Origin of the sequence: Cellulomonas sp. Leaf395, assembly GCF_001424125.1 — a bacterium.
GTDB lineage: Bacteria > Actinomycetota > Actinomycetes > Actinomycetales > Cellulomonadaceae > Cellulomonas.
In genome coordinates, this window is the sequence record NZ_LMQI01000001.1 from 141,328 (window position 1) to 158,065 (window position 16,738).

General features: G+C 72.8%; 17 protein-coding genes and 1 riboswitch. Of the genes, 12 read left to right on the top strand and 5 right to left on the bottom strand.

The features are described 5' to 3' along the window. The first annotated feature begins 17 nt into the window (after positions 1-17). Genes ASG23_RS00680 through ASG23_RS00710 form a run of 7 tightly spaced genes read left to right on the top strand, consistent with a single transcriptional unit; the run spans position 18 to position 5,132 of the window. Complete coding sequence (locus ASG23_RS00680) at positions 18-1,178, top strand: pyridoxal phosphate-dependent aminotransferase (protein WP_056018699.1); 1,161 nt, start codon at positions 18-20, stop codon at positions 1,176-1,178. A gap of 30 nt (positions 1,179-1,208) precedes the next feature. Further along, positions 1,209-2,315, top strand: a complete 1,107-nt coding sequence (moeB, locus tag ASG23_RS00685; protein ID WP_056018702.1) for a molybdopterin-synthase adenylyltransferase MoeB — start codon at positions 1,209-1,211, stop codon at positions 2,313-2,315. 1 nt (position 2,316) lies between these two features. Continuing rightward, positions 2,317-3,507 (top strand): molybdopterin molybdotransferase MoeA, encoded by a 1,191-nt coding sequence (locus ASG23_RS00690; protein WP_056018705.1) that lies wholly within the window; start codon positions 2,317-2,319, stop codon positions 3,505-3,507. Further along, positions 3,504-3,980 carry a cyclic pyranopterin monophosphate synthase MoaC gene (gene moaC / locus ASG23_RS00695; RefSeq protein WP_056018706.1) on the top strand — a complete coding sequence of 159 codons (477 nt, stop codon included), beginning with the start codon at positions 3,504-3,506 and terminating at the stop codon, positions 3,978-3,980. The genes ASG23_RS00690 and moaC overlap by 4 nt, the downstream gene beginning before the upstream one ends. Next, positions 3,977-4,642, top strand: coding sequence for a molybdenum cofactor guanylyltransferase (mobA, locus tag ASG23_RS00700; RefSeq protein WP_082515628.1), 666 nt, complete (start codon positions 3,977-3,979; stop codon positions 4,640-4,642). The genes moaC and mobA overlap by 4 nt, the downstream gene beginning before the upstream one ends. Continuing rightward, positions 4,639-4,899 carry a DUF6457 domain-containing protein gene (locus ASG23_RS19725; protein ID WP_056018709.1) on the top strand — a complete coding sequence of 87 codons (261 nt, stop codon included), beginning with the start codon at positions 4,639-4,641 and terminating at the stop codon, positions 4,897-4,899. The genes mobA and ASG23_RS19725 overlap by 4 nt, the downstream gene beginning before the upstream one ends. Continuing rightward, positions 4,896-5,132 carry a MoaD/ThiS family protein gene (locus ASG23_RS00710; RefSeq protein WP_056018712.1) on the top strand — a complete coding sequence of 79 codons (237 nt, stop codon included), beginning with the start codon at positions 4,896-4,898 and terminating at the stop codon, positions 5,130-5,132. Before ASG23_RS19725 ends, ASG23_RS00710 begins: the two co-directional genes overlap by 4 nt. Before the next feature lies 1 nt (position 5,133). Here ASG23_RS00710 and moaA read toward each other — a convergent pair whose 3' ends face one another. From moaA to ASG23_RS00725, 3 genes are read right to left on the bottom strand one after another with little or no spacing between them, the layout of a single operon-like run. After that, entirely contained in the window at positions 5,134-6,228 is a 1,095-nt protein-coding gene (moaA, locus tag ASG23_RS00715; RefSeq protein ID WP_082515631.1) for a GTP 3',8-cyclase MoaA, read from the bottom strand. After that, positions 6,228-6,641 carry a molybdenum cofactor biosynthesis protein MoaE gene (locus ASG23_RS00720; protein WP_056018718.1) on the bottom strand — a complete coding sequence of 138 codons (414 nt, stop codon included), beginning with the start codon at positions 6,639-6,641 and terminating at the stop codon, positions 6,228-6,230. Before ASG23_RS00720 ends, moaA begins: the two co-directional genes overlap by 1 nt. Continuing rightward, positions 6,638-7,132, bottom strand: a complete 495-nt coding sequence (locus ASG23_RS00725; RefSeq protein WP_157465458.1) for a MogA/MoaB family molybdenum cofactor biosynthesis protein — start codon at positions 7,130-7,132, stop codon at positions 6,638-6,640. The genes ASG23_RS00720 and ASG23_RS00725 overlap by 4 nt, the downstream gene beginning before the upstream one ends. Before the next feature lie 107 nt (positions 7,133-7,239). Beyond that, positions 7,240-7,334: riboswitch (glycine riboswitch) on the top strand. A gap of 237 nt (positions 7,335-7,571) precedes the next feature. Here ASG23_RS00725 and gcvP point away from each other — a divergent pair. The 5 genes from gcvP (at position 7,572) to ASG23_RS00750 (ending at position 13,082) form a co-directional block, all read left to right on the top strand. Further along, positions 7,572-10,496, top strand: coding sequence for an aminomethyl-transferring glycine dehydrogenase (gcvP, locus tag ASG23_RS00730; RefSeq protein WP_442856803.1), 2,925 nt, complete (start codon positions 7,572-7,574; stop codon positions 10,494-10,496). A gap of 11 nt (positions 10,497-10,507) precedes the next feature. After that, on the top strand, positions 10,508-11,650 hold the full coding sequence (gcvT, locus tag ASG23_RS00735) for a glycine cleavage system aminomethyltransferase GcvT (RefSeq protein WP_056018721.1): 1,143 nt from the start codon (positions 10,508-10,510) through the stop codon (positions 11,648-11,650). A gap of 38 nt (positions 11,651-11,688) precedes the next feature. Beyond that, positions 11,689-12,060, top strand: coding sequence for a glycine cleavage system protein GcvH (gene gcvH, locus ASG23_RS00740; protein ID WP_056018723.1), 372 nt, complete (start codon positions 11,689-11,691; stop codon positions 12,058-12,060). Positions 12,061-12,343: 283 nt separating this feature from the next. Continuing rightward, on the top strand, positions 12,344-12,577 hold the full coding sequence (locus ASG23_RS00745) for a helix-turn-helix domain-containing protein (protein WP_056018726.1): 234 nt from the start codon (positions 12,344-12,346) through the stop codon (positions 12,575-12,577). A gap of 79 nt (positions 12,578-12,656) precedes the next feature. Continuing rightward, the gene (locus ASG23_RS00750; RefSeq protein WP_056018728.1) at positions 12,657-13,082 is read left to right on the top strand and encodes a (deoxy)nucleoside triphosphate pyrophosphohydrolase; all 426 of its coding nucleotides are present in this window, start codon (positions 12,657-12,659) and stop codon (positions 13,080-13,082) included. Positions 13,083-13,163: 81 nt separating this feature from the next. On the opposite strand, the gene ASG23_RS00755 is transcribed toward ASG23_RS00750, so the two are convergent. Both ASG23_RS00755 and metE read right to left on the bottom strand, forming a co-directional pair. Beyond that, positions 13,164-14,330, bottom strand: coding sequence for a MalY/PatB family protein (locus ASG23_RS00755; RefSeq protein ID WP_200941479.1), 1,167 nt, complete (start codon positions 14,328-14,330; stop codon positions 13,164-13,166). Between the two features lie 68 nt (positions 14,331-14,398). Then, positions 14,399-16,732 (bottom strand): 5-methyltetrahydropteroyltriglutamate--homocysteine S-methyltransferase, encoded by a 2,334-nt coding sequence (gene metE / locus ASG23_RS00760; RefSeq protein WP_056018731.1) that lies wholly within the window; start codon positions 16,730-16,732, stop codon positions 14,399-14,401. Positions 16,733-16,738 lie beyond the last annotated feature (6 nt).

Consider the following 16,738-nt stretch of genomic DNA (forward strand, 5'->3'; position numbering starts at 1 on the left):
TGCGCCACGATGGGCCCATGAAGGTTGCCAACCGCGCCCACGTCCCGCCGTTCGCCGTGATGGAGATCCTCGCCGCCGCGAACGCCCGGAAGGCCGCGGGCGAGAACATCCTCAACCTCTGCGCGGGCGAGCCGTCGACGGGCGCGTCGGAAGTCGTGCGGCAGCGGGCGATCGACCTGCTCACGTCGGGGGACCTGGGCTACACCGAGGCCCTCGGCGCCCCGGCGCTGCGGTCGGCGATCGCGCAGCACTACCGGGACCAGTACGACGTGTCCCTCGACGCCCGTCGGATCGCCGTCACCACCGGCTCCTCCGGCGGGTTCGTCCTCGCCTTCCTCGCCGCGTTCGACGTGGGCGACAGGGTGGCGCTCGCGGTCCCCGGCTACCCCGCCTACGCGAACATCCTCGCCGCGCTCGGGTGCGAGGTCGTGATCGTCCCCTGCGGCCCGGAGACCCGGTACCAACCGACCGTCGCGCAGCTCGAGGCGCTCGACCCGCCGGTGGAAGGCCTGGTGGTCGCCAGCCCGGCCAACCCGACCGGCACGATGATCGACCCCGACGAGCTGGCGGCGCTCGCGGCCTGGTGCGGGACGCACGGTGTCCGGTTGATCAGCGACGAGATCTACCACGGGATCACCTACGGCTCGGAGGAGACGGCGACCGCCGCCCACTACCTCGACAGCGGCGCCGTCGTCGTCAACTCGTTCTCCAAGTACTGGGCGATGACCGGCTGGCGGCTCGGCTGGCTGGTGCTCCCGGACGACCTGGTGTCGGTCGTCGACGCGCTCGCGGGCAACGTGGCGCTGTGCCCGCCGGCGCTCGCCCAGCACGCCGGGGTCGCGGCCTTCAGCCCCGACGGGTACGCGGCCGCCCGGCAGAACGTCGAGCGCTACGCCGTGGCACGGGACCATCTGCTGGCACGGCTCCCGGAGCTCGGCTGGTCGCGCGTCGCCCCGGCCGACGGCGCGTTCTACCTGTACGGGGACATCTCCGCGAGCGGCCTGGACTCGATCACCTGGTGCGCGCGGCTGCTCGACGAGGCCGGCGTCGCGCTGACGCCCGGCACCGACTTCGACCCGGTCGACGGCGCGAGCTGGGTGCGTCTGTCGTTCGCGTCCTCGGTCGACGTGGTCCGCGAGGCGGTGGACCGGATCGTCGCCTGGCAACGGACGCTCTGACCCGGGACGTGGTCACGTAGGTTGGATCTTGTGCCCCTCCCCGCGTTGGTCCCGCCGGGATCCCCGTTGACCCCTGCGCAGGTCGAGCGCGGGTCGAGGCACCTGCTGCTCGCGGAGATCGGCGTCGATGGTCAGCGCCGGCTGCGCAACGCGCGGGTGCTCGTCGTCGGGGCGGGTGGTCTCGGGGCGCCTGTGCTGCAGTACCTCGCGGCGGCCGGCGTCGGGACGATCGGGATCGTCGACGACGACGTGGTCGACGTCAGCAACCTGCAGCGCCAGGTGATCCACGGGACCGCCGACGTGGGCCGCGCGAAGGTCGACAGCGCGCGCGACGCGGTCGAGGCCCTCGACCCGGACATCCACGTGGTGGTCCATCGCACGCGTCTGACCAGCGGGAACGTCGACCAGATCCTGCGCGGCTACGACGTCGTCGTCGACGGGACCGACAACTTCCCCACCCGCTACCTCGTCAACGACGCGTGCGTCCGACTGGGTATGCCCGAGGTCTGGGGGTCGGTGCTGCGGTTCGACGCGCAGACCACCGTCTTCTGGGGCCGCGCCGGCGTGCAGCTGCGCGACCTGTTCCCCACGCCCCCGCGCGACGACGAGGTCCCGTCCTGCGCCGAGGCCGGCGTGCTCGGCGCGCTCTGCGGGCAGATCGGCTCCGTGATGGCCACCGAGGTGGTCAAGCTCCTCACCGGCACGGGCGAGCCGCTGCTCGGCCGCGTGCTCGTCGTCGACGCCCTGCGCGGCCGGTGGACCGAGGTCCCCCTCGTCGGCCGCCCCATCCCCACCCCGAGCCTGGAGGCCCCTCCCATGTCCGACGTCCCCGTCGTCAGCGCCACCGACCTGGTCAGCCGGCTGGCAGCCCGCCAGGAAGGCACCGACGACTTCCTGCTCATCGATGTCCGCGAGCCCGCCGAGTACGCCCAGGCGTCCATCCCCGGCGCGGTGCTCGTGCCGCTGGGCTCGGTGTTCGACGGCTCCGCGCTAGCGAACCTGCCGCGCGACCAGGAGATCCTCGTGCACTGCCAGGTGGGTGCGCGCTCGCTGACCGCGGCGAAGATCCTGCGCGGGGCCGGCTTCGACGCGTCGAACGTCGACGGCGGGATCCTGGCCTGGATGGACGCGCGCTGACGTGCGCTCGCTGACCGACCACCGCGCGGCGGCTCTCGCGCTCGCCGCGCCGCTGCCCGCCGTCGAGGTGCCGCTGGACGACGCCGACGGGCTGGTCCTGGCCGACGACCTGCGCACGGACGGGCCTCTGCCGCGTTGGGACAACTCGGCGATGGACGGCTACGCGGTCCGGCACGCCGACGTCGCCGCGCTGCCCGTGACGCTGCGGGTGGTCGCGGACCTCCCGGCCGGTTCCGCCGACGAGCCCGTCGTGGCCGACGGCACGGCCGCCCGGATCATGACCGGGGCACCGCTGCCCGCCGGTGCGGACACGATCGTCCCCGTCGAGCTGACCGACGCCGGGACGGTAACCGTCCTGGTCCGGGACGCGCCCGCGGCGGGCACGCACATCCGGCGCGCAGGCGAGGACGCCGTACCGGGCGACGTCGTCGTCGCGGCAGGCACGCTGCTAGGACCCGCCGCGATCGCCGCGGTCGCCTCGCTCGGCCACGCACACGTCCGGGTCCACCGCCGGCCACGCGTCGCGGTCGTCTCCACCGGCGACGAGCTGGTGCCGCCCGGGTCGCCGTTGCGCCGCGGCCAGATCCCCGACTCCAACTCCTGGCTGCTCGCCGCCGCCGTCCGCGAGGCCGGCGGCGTGGCCGTGCGCATCGGCCCGGTCCCCGACGACGTGGACGCGCTGCGCGAGCTGCTGACTGGCCTCGACGTGGACGCGATCGTCACCTCCGGCGGCGTCAGCGTCGGCGCGTACGACGTGGTCAAGGCCGCGCTCCTCGACCAGCCGGACGTCGAGTTCGTCGCCGTCGCGGTCCAGCCCGGCAAGCCGCAGGGCCTGGGCCGGCTCCCCGGCGGCACCCCGATCTACACGCTGCCGGGCAACCCGGTGAGCTCGTTCGCGTCGTTCGAGATGTTCGTCCGCCCGGCGATCCTGCGGATGCGGGGGCTTCGCGACGTCGAGCGCCCGACCGTGCTCGCCGTCGCCGACGAGGGCTGGACAACGCCGCCCGGCCGCGCGCAGCTCATGCCGGTGCGCTGGGTGGGCCCCGACCGCGTGGTCCGGGCGACCGCGCGCGGCTCCGGCTCGCATCTCGTCGCACGCCTGGCCCTGGCCGAGGGGCTCGCCGTCATCCCCGCCGAGATCGACCACGTCGCCGCCGGCGACCACGTCACCGTCCTGAGAGTGAGCCCATGAGCGAGCAGTTCACGCACCTCGACGCCGCCGGGCACGCCCGCATGGTCGACGTGACCGCCAAGCAGCCGACCGTCCGCGCCGCCACCGCCAGCGGGCGCGTCCTGTGCGGGCCTTCCGTGGTCGCGGCGCTGCGCGACGGTGCCGTCCCGAAGGGTGACGTCCTGGCGGTCGCCCGCATCGCCGGGATCGCCGCCGCCAAGCGCACCCCCGAGCTCCTGCCGCTGGCGCACGTCATCGGCGTGCACGGCGTGGTCGTCGACCTCGAGATCGTCGACGACGGCGTGACCATCACGGCCACGGTCCGGACCGCCGACCGCACCGGCGTCGAGATGGAGGCCCTCACCGCCGTCTCGGTCGCCGCGCTCGCGGTCGTCGACATGGTCAAGGGCCTCGACAAGTCCGTCCGCATCGCCGACGTGCAGCTGGAGGCGAAGTCCGGCGGCCGCTCGGGCGACTGGCGGCGGACCGGATGACGACACCTGGCGAGGCCGCGGCGGGTAGCCCGGACGCCGTCGTCGTCGAACCCGGTGGCGCCGTGCCCCGGCCGGCCTACGACGCGATCGTGCTCGCCGGCGGGCGCGCCCGTCGGCTGGGTGGCGCGAGCAAGCCCGACGTCGAGGTCGGCGGCATCGCGCTGCTGGACCACGCGCTCGCAGCGGTCGCCGCCGCGGCCCACGTGGTCGTCGTCGGCCCGCCGCAGGTGGCCCGTCCCGGGATCGCGACGGTGCTGGAAGACCCGCCGGACGGCGGACCCGTCGCCGGTGTGGCGGCGGGGCTCGACGCGCTGCCGGCCGACGGCCCGGACCTGGTGGTCGTCCTCGCGTGCGACGTCCCTGGCGCCGGGCGGGTGGTGCCCGCGCTTCTCGCCGCCGCGTCCGGGGGCGCCCTCGCGGACGGCGCCCGCATGGTCGGCGCCGAAGGTCGGCCGCAGCACCTGGTCGCCGTCTACCGGCGCACGCCCCTGCGCACGGCGCTCGACGGGCTCCCGTCCGTGCACGGCGCCGCGATGCACCGGCTCGTCGAGGGCCTGCGGCTGACGGACGTCGTCGACGACGAGGACGCGACCGCGGATGCCGATACCTGGGCCGACATCGAGCGCCTCGACGCGAGGCTCAGTGACAGGATCGACCCATGACCGACGACCCCCGCCGCGCCCCGGGCGCAGACCTGCCGGAATGGATCGACCAGATCACGGCCGCGCTCGGCGTCGAGCGCGAGCTCGTCGACATCGAGCGACTGCTGCAGGTGTCGGCCGACGTCGCGCACCAGGTGGCCCGCCCCGCCGTCCCGGTGACCATGTTCGTCGCGGGTCTGGCCGCAGCGAGCTCCAACCCGTCCGACGTCCTCGCCTGGCTCGAGACGCGCGCCGCCGCGTGGACCGCCGAGCAGTGATCACGGTCCGCTACTTCGCCGCCGCCGCGGAGGCGGCCGGGGTCGACTCGGAGCAGCTGCCCGCCGGCTCGGCCGCGCAGGTCCGCGACGCGATGGTCGCCGCGCACGGCGTCGCGCTGGACCGCGTGCTCGGCCGGTGCGCCCTGCTGGCGGACGGCACCCGCGTGGAAGGCGACGACGTCGTCCTGGCCGGGGCCATCCTGGACGTGCTCCCGCCGTTCGCCGGCGGTTGAGTCAGCCGCCGATCGCGCTCATCGGGCGGTCGGGCTGCAGGAAGCTCGGGTCGTCGATGTCGTGCCCCGCCTTCTTGCCCGCCAGGCACCGGCGGTACGCGTCGGCCAGGGCGCCGTCGACGTCGGTCGCGACGGGCGCGGGCCGTTCGGGCGCTGACGTGCCGATCCGCACGGCCTGCCCGGGTCCGATCCCGATCGCCGCAGCGTCCGGGACGGCGGACTCTCCGCGCAGGAGGTCCCGCACGTTCGTCTCCGTCTGCGAGAACAGGCACGCGCGCAGCTGGCCGTCGGCGGTGAGGCGGAGCCGGTCGCACGCGCCGCAGAAGGGCGCGGTGACCGACGCGATGACGCCGACGGTCCCGGGGCCGCCGTCGACGGTCCACAGCTCGGCGGGCGCGGCCCCGCGGCCGGGTACCTCCCCGAGCCGGAACGCCGCACGCAGCCGTTCCAGGATCTCCGCCTGGGTCACCATCTCCGCGCGGTCCCACGTGTGCCCGGCATCGAGAGGCATCTGCTCGATGAACCGCATCTGGTAGCCACGGTCGATGGCGAACCGCGTCAGCGCGACCACCTCGTCATCGTTCACCCCGCGCATGGCCACCGCGTTGATCTTCACGGGGTGCAGCCCGGCGGCGTCGGCGGCGGCGATCCCGGCGAGCGTCTCCACCAGCTTGTCGCGGCGGGTCAGCTCCAGGAACTTCGCGCGGTCCAGGGTGTCCAGGCTGATGTTCACGCGGGACAGCCCGGCGTCCTTGAGGTCGGAGGCCAGCCCGGGCAGCCGCAGCGCGTTCGTCGTCAGGGACACCTCGGGGCAGCCGGCCGGGCCGGTGAGAGCGGTGAGCCGACGGACGACGTCCACGATGTCGACGCGCAGCAGCGGCTCACCGCCGGTGAGCCGGATCTCGGTGATGCCCATCGAGACGCCGACGCGCGCGACGTGCACGATCTCCTCGGTGCTGAGCATCGTCGAGCGCGCGAGCCACGGGACGCCCTCCGCGGGCATGCAGTAGGTGCAGCGCAGGGAGCACCGGTCGGTCAGCGAGATCCGCAGGTCGCGGTGCACGCGCCCGAACCGGTCGACCAGCTGCTCACTCATCACAGACCCACCCATACGTGCGAACCGTCCTCGAGGACCTCACGCTTCCATACCGGCAGCTCGGCCTTGACCGTCTCGACGAGCGCGCGGCACACGTCGAACGCCTCGGCACGGTGCGCGGTGGACACGGCGGCCACGATCGCGGCCTCCCCGACGCCCAGGTGCCCGATGCGGTGGCTCACCGCGACGCCGATGACGTCCTCCGACGCAGCCGCAGCCGAGGCGATGCGTTCCAGCACGTCCTGCGCGGTCGGGTGCGCCGAGTACTCCAGGCCCACCACCCGCCCCTCGACCGACGGGTCGTGATCGCGCACCAGCCCGACGAACGTCGCGACCGCCCCGGCCCGCGGATCACTGACGTGTTCCACGTGAAACTGCAGGTCGAGAGGCTGTTCGACGACGCGCGCGATCATCGGTGGTCCCCGCCCGCCACCTGGTCGAGCACGTGCGGCACGAGCGGGAGGAGGACGTCAAGGCCGTCGGCCACGCCACCTGGCGAGCCGGGAAGGTTGACCACGAGCGCTCCGTCCTCGGTCACGCCGGCGAGCCCGCGGGACAAAGTGGCCGTCGGCACCGTCCTCGCACCCTCGCGACGGAGCAGCTCCGGGATCCCGTCCAGGTGCCTGTCGATCACCGGGCGCGTGCCCTCGGGCGTCCGGTCGCGGGGACCGACACCCGTACCCCCGGACGTCACGACGAACCGTGCGCCGGCGCGGAGGACCCTGCGCAGCGCGGTCTCCACCGAGAGCTCGCCGTCGGGGACCACCACCACGTCGGCGACCGTGAAACCTGCGGCAGCCAGCCGCCCGGCGGCCACCGGACCGGAGCGGTCCTCGCGCTGGCCGGCAGCGGACCTGTCGGACACGACGACAACCGCAGCCAGAGGAGGCGGGGACGTAGGCACCCGGCCAATCTACGCACGCTGCGCGGGCGGCGGCCGGGCGGCCTGCTCCCTGGACAGCGGCGGGTACGCTGGCCCCACAAGCCTGGCCCACAACTTCACACGCTGCTCGAACTGTGGCGGGAGAGCTCCCGCACGACGTGCGGGGCGCCGAAGGAGCAACCCTCCCCGGGAATCTCTCAGGCCCCTGTACCGCCACGGCGAGGCAACTCTGGAAAGCGGACCGACTCCTGAGAGGAGTTGGTCCCACCGACGGTGCAAGCCGGCGCGCCCCGACAGGCGGACCGGCAAAACTCTCAGGTCGCGCGTACCCAACCGCGTAATGACAGAGCGGGGAGCCCACCCACCGTCCCGGCACGTCCGGACGACCCCAGCGGAGCAGCCCGTGACCGATCTGAGCCAGTTGCACGACGCCGTCGTGAACGGCGTCCCTGCCATCCACGTGGACACGCTGTCCGACGCCGTGCCGTTCACCAGCGTCGAGCACACCCCGCCTGCCGAGGTGTTCGCGGACCGTCACATCGGGCCGCGTGGCGGCGAGACCGCGCACATGCTGTCGGTCGTCGGCTATCACTCCCTGGACGAGCTGGTCGACGCAGCGGTCCCCGCGAGCATCCGCACCGACCGTCCCCTGGACCTGCCGGCCGCACGTTCCGAGGAGGAGGTGCTGGCAGCGCTGCGCACCATCGCGGGCCGCAACCAGGTCATGACGCAGATGATCGGGCAGGGCTACTCGGACACGATCACGCCGGCGGTCATCCGTCGCAACGTGCTCGAGTCGCCGGCTTGGTACACCGCCTACACGCCGTACCAGCCCGAGATCGCGCAGGGCCGGCTCGAGGCGCTGCTCAACTTCCAGACGATGGTCACCGACCTCACGGGTCTGGACGTAGCGAACGCGTCGCTTCTCGACGAGGCCACCGCGGTCGCCGAGGCCGTCGCCCTCATGTGGCGCGCGGCCCGCGGCAAGGCCGGCACGGTGGTGCTCGACGCCGACCTGTTCGGTCAGTCGCTGGCCGTCACGCTCGGCCGCGCGGAGGCCATCGGCCTGCCGGTCGTCGTCGCGGACCTCACCGACGGGCTGCCCGAGATCGACGGCGACCTCATCGGCCTGGTCGTGCAGCAGGTCGGCGCATCCGGACGCGTCCGTGACCTGCGAGACGTCATCGCGCAGACCAAGGAGCGTGGCGGGCTCGTCACGGTCGCCGCGGACCTGCTGGCTCTCACGCTGCTCACCTCCCCCGGCGAGCTCGGTGCCGACGTGTCCGTCGGCTCTGCCCAGCGCTTCGGCGTGCCGCTGTTCGGCGGCGGACCCCACGCCGCGTTCATGGCCGTGCGCACCGGGCTCGAGCGGATGCTCCCCGGCCGTCTGGTGGGCGTGTCCATCGACGCCGATGGCGCACGCGCCTACCGCCTCGCGCTGCAGACGCGTGAGCAGCACATCCGCCGCGAGAAGGCGACGAGCAACATCTGCACCGCGCAGGCTCTCCTGGCCATCGTCGCGTCGATGTACGCGGTCTACCACGGGCCGGACGGCCTGCGGGCGATCGCTGAGCGGGTGCACGCGCATGCGGCCGGCCTCGCCGAGCTGCTCACCGGTGTCGGCGTCACGGTCGAGCACGACACCTTCTTCGACACGATCCGCACGGTCGTCCCTGGCAAGGCCCGCGAGGTCGTCGCCCAGGCGGCGGCCGCCGGCGTGAACCTGTGGGCGCCCGACGACGACCACGTGCAGATCGCGTGCGACGAGCGCACGAGCGCCGACCACCTGCTGCGCATCGTCCTGGCGTTCGCGGCGGTGGGCGTCACCACCCTCGACGCCGACGACGACGGCACCTACGCCTTCGGGTTCGTCGGCCTCGGCTCCGGCGACGCGCTGCCGACTGACCTCCGTCGCACCAGCGCCTACCTGACGCACCCGGTCTTCCACCTGCACCGGTCCGAGACCGCGATGCTGCGCTACCTGCGGCGTCTCTCGGACAAGGACCTGGCCCTCGACCGCACGATGATCCCGCTGGGCTCGTGCACCATGAAGCTCAACGCGACGGCGGAGATGGAGCCGATCTCCTGGCCGGAGTTCGCCACGATCCACCCCTACGCCCCCACCGACCAGACTCTCGGCTACGCCGAGCTGGTCACGGAGCTGCAGGACTGGCTGGCGGAGATCACCGGGTACGCCGCGGTGTCGGTGCAGCCGAACGCGGGGAGCCAGGGCGAGCTCGCCGGGCTGCTCGCCATCCACGGGTACCACGCGTCGCGGGGCGAGAAGCGCGACGTCTGCCTGATCCCCGCCTCCGCGCACGGCACCAACGCGGCGTCGGCGGCGCTCGCGGGCATGCGCGTCGTGGTGGTCGCGACGGCGTCCGACGGCTCGATCGACCTTGACGACCTGCGCACCAAGCTGGCGAAGCACGGGTCCGAGGTGGCCGCGATCATGATCACCTACCCGTCGACGCACGGCGTCTACGAAGAGGGCGTGCGCACGGTCTGCGAACTCGTACACGAGGCGGGCGGCCAGGTGTACATCGACGGCGCCAACCTCAACGCGCTGGTCGGCCTGGCCCGTCCGGGCGAGCTGGGCGGCGACGTCAGCCACCTGAACCTGCACAAGACGTTCTGCATCCCGCACGGCGGCGGTGGCCCGGGCGTCGGACCGGTCGCGGTGGCCGAGCACCTCGCGCCCTTCCTGCCGGGCGACCCGACGCCGACGGCCGCACGCGCGGGAACCGCTCCGGTCAGCGCTGCGCCCTGGGGCTCGGCGGGCATCCTCCCGATCTCCTGGGCGTACGTCGCGCTGATGGGTCCGGACGGACTGAAGACCGCCACGGAGACCGCCGTCCTCGCGGCGAACTACCTGGCCACGCGCCTGTCCGGCCACTACCCCGTCCTCTACACGGGTCCGAACGGCCTGGTCGCGCACGAGTGCATCCTCGACCTGCGGGACATCACCAAGGAGACCGGGGTGACCGCGGAGGACGTCGCCAAGCGCCTCATGGACTACGGCTTCCACGCGCCGACACTGTCCTTCCCGGTGGCCGGCACGCTCATGGTGGAGCCGACCGAGAGCGAGGACCTGGCCGAGCTGGACCGGTTCGTCGACGCGTTGGTCGCCATCCGCGGCGAGATCGACGCCGTGGAAGCCGGCCGCTGGGCCGTCGCAGACTCCCCGCTGCGGAACGCGCCGCACACCGCGGCCTCGGTGAGCACCGACACCTGGCAGCAGGCGTACCCGCGCGAGCTCGCCGCGTTCCCCGTGGCCGCGCTCCGTGAGGGGAAGTACTGGCCGCCGGTCCGCCGGATCGACGGGGCGCACGGCGACCGCAACCTGGTCTGCTCCTGCCCGCCCATCGAGTCGTACGCCGAGTGAGAGGGACCACCATGAGCGACACACTCAGCCCGTTGCACGACGAGCACGTCGCCCTGGGCGCAGCTCTCACGTCATTCGCCGGCTGGCAGATGCCCCTGCGCTACACCTCGGACATCGCCGAGCACACCGCGGTCCGCACGGCCGCAGGCCTGTTCGACCTGTCGCACATGGGCGAGATCGGGGTGACAGGTCCGGACGCCGGCCGGTTCCTCGACTACGCCCTCGTCGGCAACATCTCCGGCCTGCGTGTGCTGGGTGCGCGCTACACGATGATCTGCGCCGAGGACGGCGGCGTCATCGACGACCTGATCGTGTACCGCGACGCCGACGACACGTTCCTCGTCGTCGCCAACGCCTCCAACCACGACACCGTGCTGGCCGCGTTCGCCGAGCGGACCGCTGGGTTCGATGTCGCCGTCGAGGACCGTTCCCCGCAGACGGCCCTCATCGCCGTGCAGGGACCGCGGGCGCTCGAGATCCTGCGAGCCACCGAGGGGCTCGCCGAGGCCGGCCACGACGCCGGGACGCTGAAGTACTACGCAGCGATCCCGATGACCTTCGAGGGCAACCCGGTCTTCGTCGCCCGCACCGGCTACACGGGAGAGGACGGCTTCGAGTTCTTCCTCGACGCCGCGCTCGCCCCCGCCCTGTGGCGGGCGTTCCTCGCGGCCGGCCAGCCGTTCGGGCTGGTGCCCGCCGGTCTGTCCGCGCGCGACAGCCTGCGGCTCGAGGCCGGCATGCCGCTGTACGGCAACGAGCTGGACCGCAGGACCACCCCGCACGACGCCGGCCTGGGCCGCGTGGTGAAGCTGGACAAGGTCGACGACGAGGGCAACCCGCTCCCGTTCGTCGGACGTGCCGCGCTGGAGGGCAGGTCCCAGTCGGAGCCGGCCCGCGTCCTGGTGGGGCTCGAAGGCCTCGGCCGACGGGCCGCCCGGCACGGCTACCCGGTGCGGTTCTCCACCGCCGCGGACGCTCCCACGGTCGGCACCGTGACGTCCGGTGCACCCTCGCCGACGCTCGGGCACCCCGTCGCGATGGCCTACGTGACGCCGGAAGTCAGCGCCCCCGGCACGGAGCTCGCCGTTGACGTGCGCGGACGCAATGAACCCGTCCGGGTCGTACCCCTTCCCTTCTACCGCCGACCCCGGTAAACCAAGCCCTAGAAGAAAAGTTGACAGGAGCCTCACACATGACGGAGCTGCCCTCCCACCTTCACTACACGGTCGAGCACGAATGGCTGGATGACGGCGCCCCCGCGACCGTCGGCATCACCGGGATCGCGGCTGACGCGCTCGGCGACATCGTCTATCTCGAGCTCCCCGCCGTCGGTGAGGAGGTCGTCGCCGGCGCCGTCGTCGGCGAGATCGAGTCGACCAAGTCGGTCTCCGAGCTGTACTCCCCGGTGTCCGGCACGGTCGTCGAGATCAATCAGGCTGCCGTCGAGGATCCCTCGGTGGTCAACTCAGACCCGTACGGACAGGGCTGGCTGCTGAAGGTCGACGTGTCGTCGACCGGTCCGCTGCTCACTGCCGCTGAGTACACCTCACAGAACGCCGGTTGAACCTCCGCGTCGACGCCGTCGTTGTCCCCGTGTGGTCTGCGCCACACGGGGAGGTCAGCCTTCCGGGTGAAAACTCGGCACTGGTCACACGTTCGACGTATCAACCGGGGCAACCGGGGTTCATTGTGGGTGGCAAGCGGGATCGGCGAGTGGCGGGGGGAACCCGCGCATGAGGAGATCGCTGGAAGTGGCGTCATGGCTCACGACCAGTGCTCTCTCATCCGGTACGCAGCCCAAAGCGTGACCCGGACCCCCCGGATCACGCAGCACACCGGAGGACATCATGAGCATGTTGGAGACGAGCAGGACCGTCGGACTTGCGAACGACGCATTGACGCGCCGCGAGCGGGTCGTGCTGGCGGAGCTCGCCGAGGACGTCACTCTCGAGGAGATCGCGACGCGGCTCTTCGTCACCCGTAACACCGTGAAGTCGCAGGTCCGGAGCGTGTACCGCAAGATCGGTGCCTCCACTCGCGCCGAGGCAGTCGCCTGGGCCGTCGAGCACGGCATCCGCTGAGCGCGGTCCGACGGCTCCAGAAAGTGGGCCGTCCCCTCAGCCCCCCGTCCTTTGCACGCGGGCCTGGCAGACTCACCGCATGACCACACCTGTACTCGTCGTGGCCGCCGCCATCGTCGACGACCTCGACGACCCTCGCGAGCTGCTGGCTGCCCGCCGGGCTGTCCCGGCGCGTCTGGCGGGCCGGTGGGAGTTCCCCGGCGGCAAGCTCGAAGGTGACGAGTCGCCCGAGGCTGCCCTGCACCGGGAGATCCGCGAGGAGCTCGGTGTCCGGGTGGGCCTGGGTGACGAGCTCGTCGGACCGGACGACGGTGTGTGGCGACTGTCCGACGACTACGTGATGCGGATCTGGTTGGCGGAGGTGGTGGAGGGCACGCCGGAGCCGCTCGTCGAGCACGACGAGCTGCGGTGGCTCGCGCCGCACCAGTGGCACGACGTCCCCTGGCTGGATGCGGACGTCCGCATCGTCGATCGTCTGGCGAGCCTCTCGGTCCGTCTCAGCTGACCCGCTCGCCTGCGCGCCCCGCCCCCTCCGGTGCGGGGCGCAGCTGTGTCACCAGCGGTGGTTGCGGGCAACGTGTCGTGGTCATGAATCGGTTGCGACACCCTCCAGGGCGCGGGCGAGCCGGGTCACGGCGTCCGTCAGGGTCGCCGTCGACGCGGCCAGGTTGAGGCGGATGAAGCCGGTGCCGTCGGCGCCGAACGTCGGTCCGGGGTTGACGGCGACGCGGCCCCGGTGCAGCGCGAGCCGGGCCGGGTCGGCTCCCGCCCGGACCGGGTCGAGCGCGCGCAGGTCGATCCAGGCGAAGTACGTCGCCTCCGGCGGCGACCAGACGGCGTCCGGCACGTGCTCGGTCAGGAGGTCCGCGACCAGCCGCTGGTTGTGCCGGAGCCCGTCGAGCACTTCGTCCAGCCAGGCACCCCCCTCCCGGTAGGCGCTCTGCTGGGCCAGCGCGCCGAGGTGGGTGACGCCATCGGCGACGACCGCGGGCAGGCGGGCGAGGTCGTCCACCGCCTCCGGTCCCGGCACCGCGACCGCGGCGCGCAGGCCCGCCAGGTTGAACGCCTTCGACGCGGAGTGCAGGGCGATCGCGTCCGGGATCTGTGTCGTCGTGGGCACGAACCGGCTTCCGGGACCGAGCACGAGCGGAGCGTGGATCTCGTCGGCGACCACCCGGACGCCGTGCCGGGTGGCCAGCTCGCCGACCGCCCGCAGCTCGGCCGGCGTGTGCAGCGTGCCCGTGGGGTTGTGGGGGTGGCACAGCAGGTACGCGGCGCGGGCGCCGGTCGCCGTGGCCGCGCCGAACGCGCGGTCGAGAGACTCGAGGTCGAGACGCCCGTCGGGACCGAGCGGAGCGTCGAGCACACGGCGGTCCGCGTACCTGGTGAACGTGGCGAACGGCGGGTAGACCGGTGGGCTGATCACGACGGCGTCGCCCGGGTCGGTGACGAGCCGCAGGAGCTCCACGGCGCCGAGCATCACGTCGGGGACAAGCCGGGTCGCGGCGACGTCGACCGTCCAGTCCCACCTGTCGGCCGCGAACGCCGCCATCGCCTCGGCGTACGCGGTGCCCGCCGGGTACCCGGTGTCGCCGAGGCGCATCGCGTCGGTGACCGCGCGGACCACCGGCTCCGGTTGTGGCACGTCCATCTCCGCGACGAACAGCGGCAGCACGTCCGGCGGGTAGTGCCGCCACTTCTCGCTGGTCCGTCGCCGCAGCTGCTCGAGGGGGACGGTGTCGAAGATCGTCACCCGACCGACCCTAGGACGCACGACGGCCCCGGACACCCTGCGGGGATGTCCGGGGCCGTGAGCGTGCGTCAGAGGGTGGCGCGCACCGTTCGCGTCGCGGCGAGGATGTGCTCCAGCGACGGGGCGACCTCCTCGTACCGACGGGTCTTCAGGCCGCAGTCCGGGTTGACCCAGAGCTGGTCGACCGCGATGGCCTTGACCGCCTCGGTGAGGAGCTCCTCCACCTCGGCCACGCTGGGGACGCGCGGCGAGTGGATGTCGTAGACGCCCGGGCCGATGCCGCGCGGGTAGCCGGCCGCCGAGATGTCGCCGAGGATCTCCATCTTCGAGCGGGCCGCCTCGATGGACGTCACGTCCGCGTCGAGGCCGTCGATCGCGCCGATGATCTCGCCGAACTCCGAGTAGCACAGGTGCGTGTGGATCTGCGTGTCGGGGCGGACACCGGCCGTCGACAGGCGGAACGAGCGGACCGACCAGTCGAGGTAGGCCGCGTGGTCCTCGACGCGCAGCGGGAGGAGCTCGCGCAGGGCGGGCTCGTCCACCTGGATGACCGCGATGCCGGCGGCCTCGAGGTCGGCGATCTCGTCGCGCAGGGCCAGTCCGACCTGGTTGGCGGTGTCACCGAGCGGCTGGTCGTCACGGACGAACGACCACGCCAGGATGGTCACGGGGCCGGTGAGCATGCCCTTGACGGGCTTCTCCGTGAGCGACTGCGTGTACGCCGACCACTCGACCGTGATCGGCTTCGGCCGCGAGACGTCGCCCCACAGGATCGACGGACGCGTGCAGCGCGAGCCGTAGGACTGGACCCAGCCGTTCTGCGTCACGGCGAACCCGTCGAGGTTCTCCGCGAAGTACTGGACCATGTCGTTGCGCTCGGGCTCGCCGTGCACCAGCACGTCGAAGCCGATTGTCTCCTGCAGGTCGACGACTCGGCGGATCTCCGCCTTCATCTCCTCGTCGTACTGCGCCTCCGTCAGCTCACCCTTGCCGAACGCCGCACGGGCGGTGCGGATCTCGGTGGTCTGCGGGAACGAGCCGATCGACGTCGTCGGCAGCGGCGGGAGGTTGAGCCGAGCGGCCTGGGCGATCTTGCGCTCGTCGAACGGACCGCGGTTGAAGGCGGCCTCGTCGAGGGCGGCCACACGGTCGCGGACCTGCGGGTTGACGACCCCAGGCGCCGTGCGGCGGGAGTTCACCGCGTCGGTGGCGGCGAGCAGCTGCTCGTGGATCGCCTCGCGGCCCTCGGTCAGACCCTCGGCCAGCGTGACGACCTCGACGACCTTCTCGTCGGCGAACGCGAGCCACGACGTCAGGGTGCTGTCGAGGTTCGGCTCGTCGGTGGTCGTGTGCGGAACGTGGAACAGCGACGTCGAGGTGCCGACGGTGACCGCGGCGGCGCCGAGGCCCTCGAGCTGCTCGAGGATCGCCAGCTTGGCGTCCAGGTCCGCGCGCCAGATGTTGTGGCCGTCGATGACGCCGGCGACCAGCGTCTTGGACTCCAGCCCCGGGACCGACTCCGTAGGCGCGTGGCCCCGGACCAGGTCGATGCTGATGGCCTCGACGTCCGTGGCGGCGAGCACCGGGAACGCCGCGCCGAGGTCGCCGTAGGGCGCCGCGACGAGGATGGCGGGACGCGTCGGGCGCGTCAGCTCGGTGGCCAGGGCGCGGTACGCCTCGATCACGGAGGCGAGCAGCTGCTCGGCCGGTACCGCGACCGAGTCGGAGACCAGCGCGGGCTCCTCCAGCTGGACCCAGGTGGCACCCGCGGCGGCGAGGTCCGTGAGCAGCTCGGCGTACACGGGCAGCAGGTCCGCGAGGCGGTCGATGGGCGCGAAGCCCTCCGGCGCGTCCTCCGTGGCCTTCGCCAGGGCGAGGTACGTGACGGGGCCGACGATGACCGGGCGTGTGAGGACGCCGTCCGCGAGGCCCTCCTTGAACTCCCGCACGGGGCGGTCGCTGGCGTAGCGGAACGTCGTCTCCGGGCCGATCTCCGGGACGAGGTAGTGGTAGTTGGTGTCGAACCACTTGGTCATCTCGAGCGGCAGGTCGTCGCCGCGGCCGCGGGCCACGGTGGAGTACCCGGCGAGATCGAGCGCACCGTCGGCACCGACGACGTCCGCGAAGCGGGCCGGCACGGCACCGACCACGGCGGTCGCGTCGAGCACGTGGTCGTAGAACGAGAAGGCGCTGGGGATGGCCGGCACGTCGGTGGCCAGGCCGAGCTCGGCCAGGCGGGTGCGGGTGCGGCGGCGAAGCTCGACGGCGGTCGCCTCGACCTCGTCGGCCGAGGTGCGGCCGGCCCAGAACGCCTCGAGAGCCTTCTTCAGCTCGCGCCGCGGGCCGATGCGGGGGTAGCCGAGCACGGAGCTGGCGGGGAACGTCGGGTTGGTGTTGCTCATCTTCTT

Bases quoted from the DNA above. Each gene is read 5' to 3' on its own strand.
- ASG23_RS00680 (WP_056018699.1), top strand. From the start codon at position 18: ATGAAGGTTGCCAACCGCGCCCACGTCCCGCCGTTCGCCGTGATGGAG.
- moaC (WP_056018706.1), top strand. From the start codon at position 3,504: ATGAGCGAGCAGTTCACGCACCTCGACGCCGCCGGGCACGCCCGCATG.
- mobA (WP_082515628.1), top strand. From the start codon at position 3,977: ATGACGACACCTGGCGAGGCCGCGGCGGGTAGCCCGGACGCCGTCGTC.
- ASG23_RS19725 (WP_056018709.1), top strand. From the start codon at position 4,639: ATGACCGACGACCCCCGCCGCGCCCCGGGCGCAGACCTGCCGGAATGG.
- moaA (WP_082515631.1), bottom strand. From the start codon at position 6,228: ATGAGTGAGCAGCTGGTCGACCGGTTCGGGCGCGTGCACCGCGACCTG.
- ASG23_RS00720 (WP_056018718.1), bottom strand. From the start codon at position 6,641: ATGATCGCGCGCGTCGTCGAACAGCCTCTCGACCTGCAGTTTCACGTG.
- gcvT (WP_056018721.1), top strand. From the start codon at position 10,508: ATGAGCGACACACTCAGCCCGTTGCACGACGAGCACGTCGCCCTGGGC.
- gcvH (WP_056018723.1), top strand. From the start codon at position 11,689: ATGACGGAGCTGCCCTCCCACCTTCACTACACGGTCGAGCACGAATGG.
- ASG23_RS00745 (WP_056018726.1), top strand. From the start codon at position 12,344: ATGAGCATGTTGGAGACGAGCAGGACCGTCGGACTTGCGAACGACGCA.
- ASG23_RS00750 (WP_056018728.1), top strand. From the start codon at position 12,657: ATGACCACACCTGTACTCGTCGTGGCCGCCGCCATCGTCGACGACCTC.
- metE (WP_056018731.1), bottom strand. From the start codon at position 16,732: ATGAGCAACACCAACCCGACGTTCCCCGCCAGCTCCGTGCTCGGCTAC.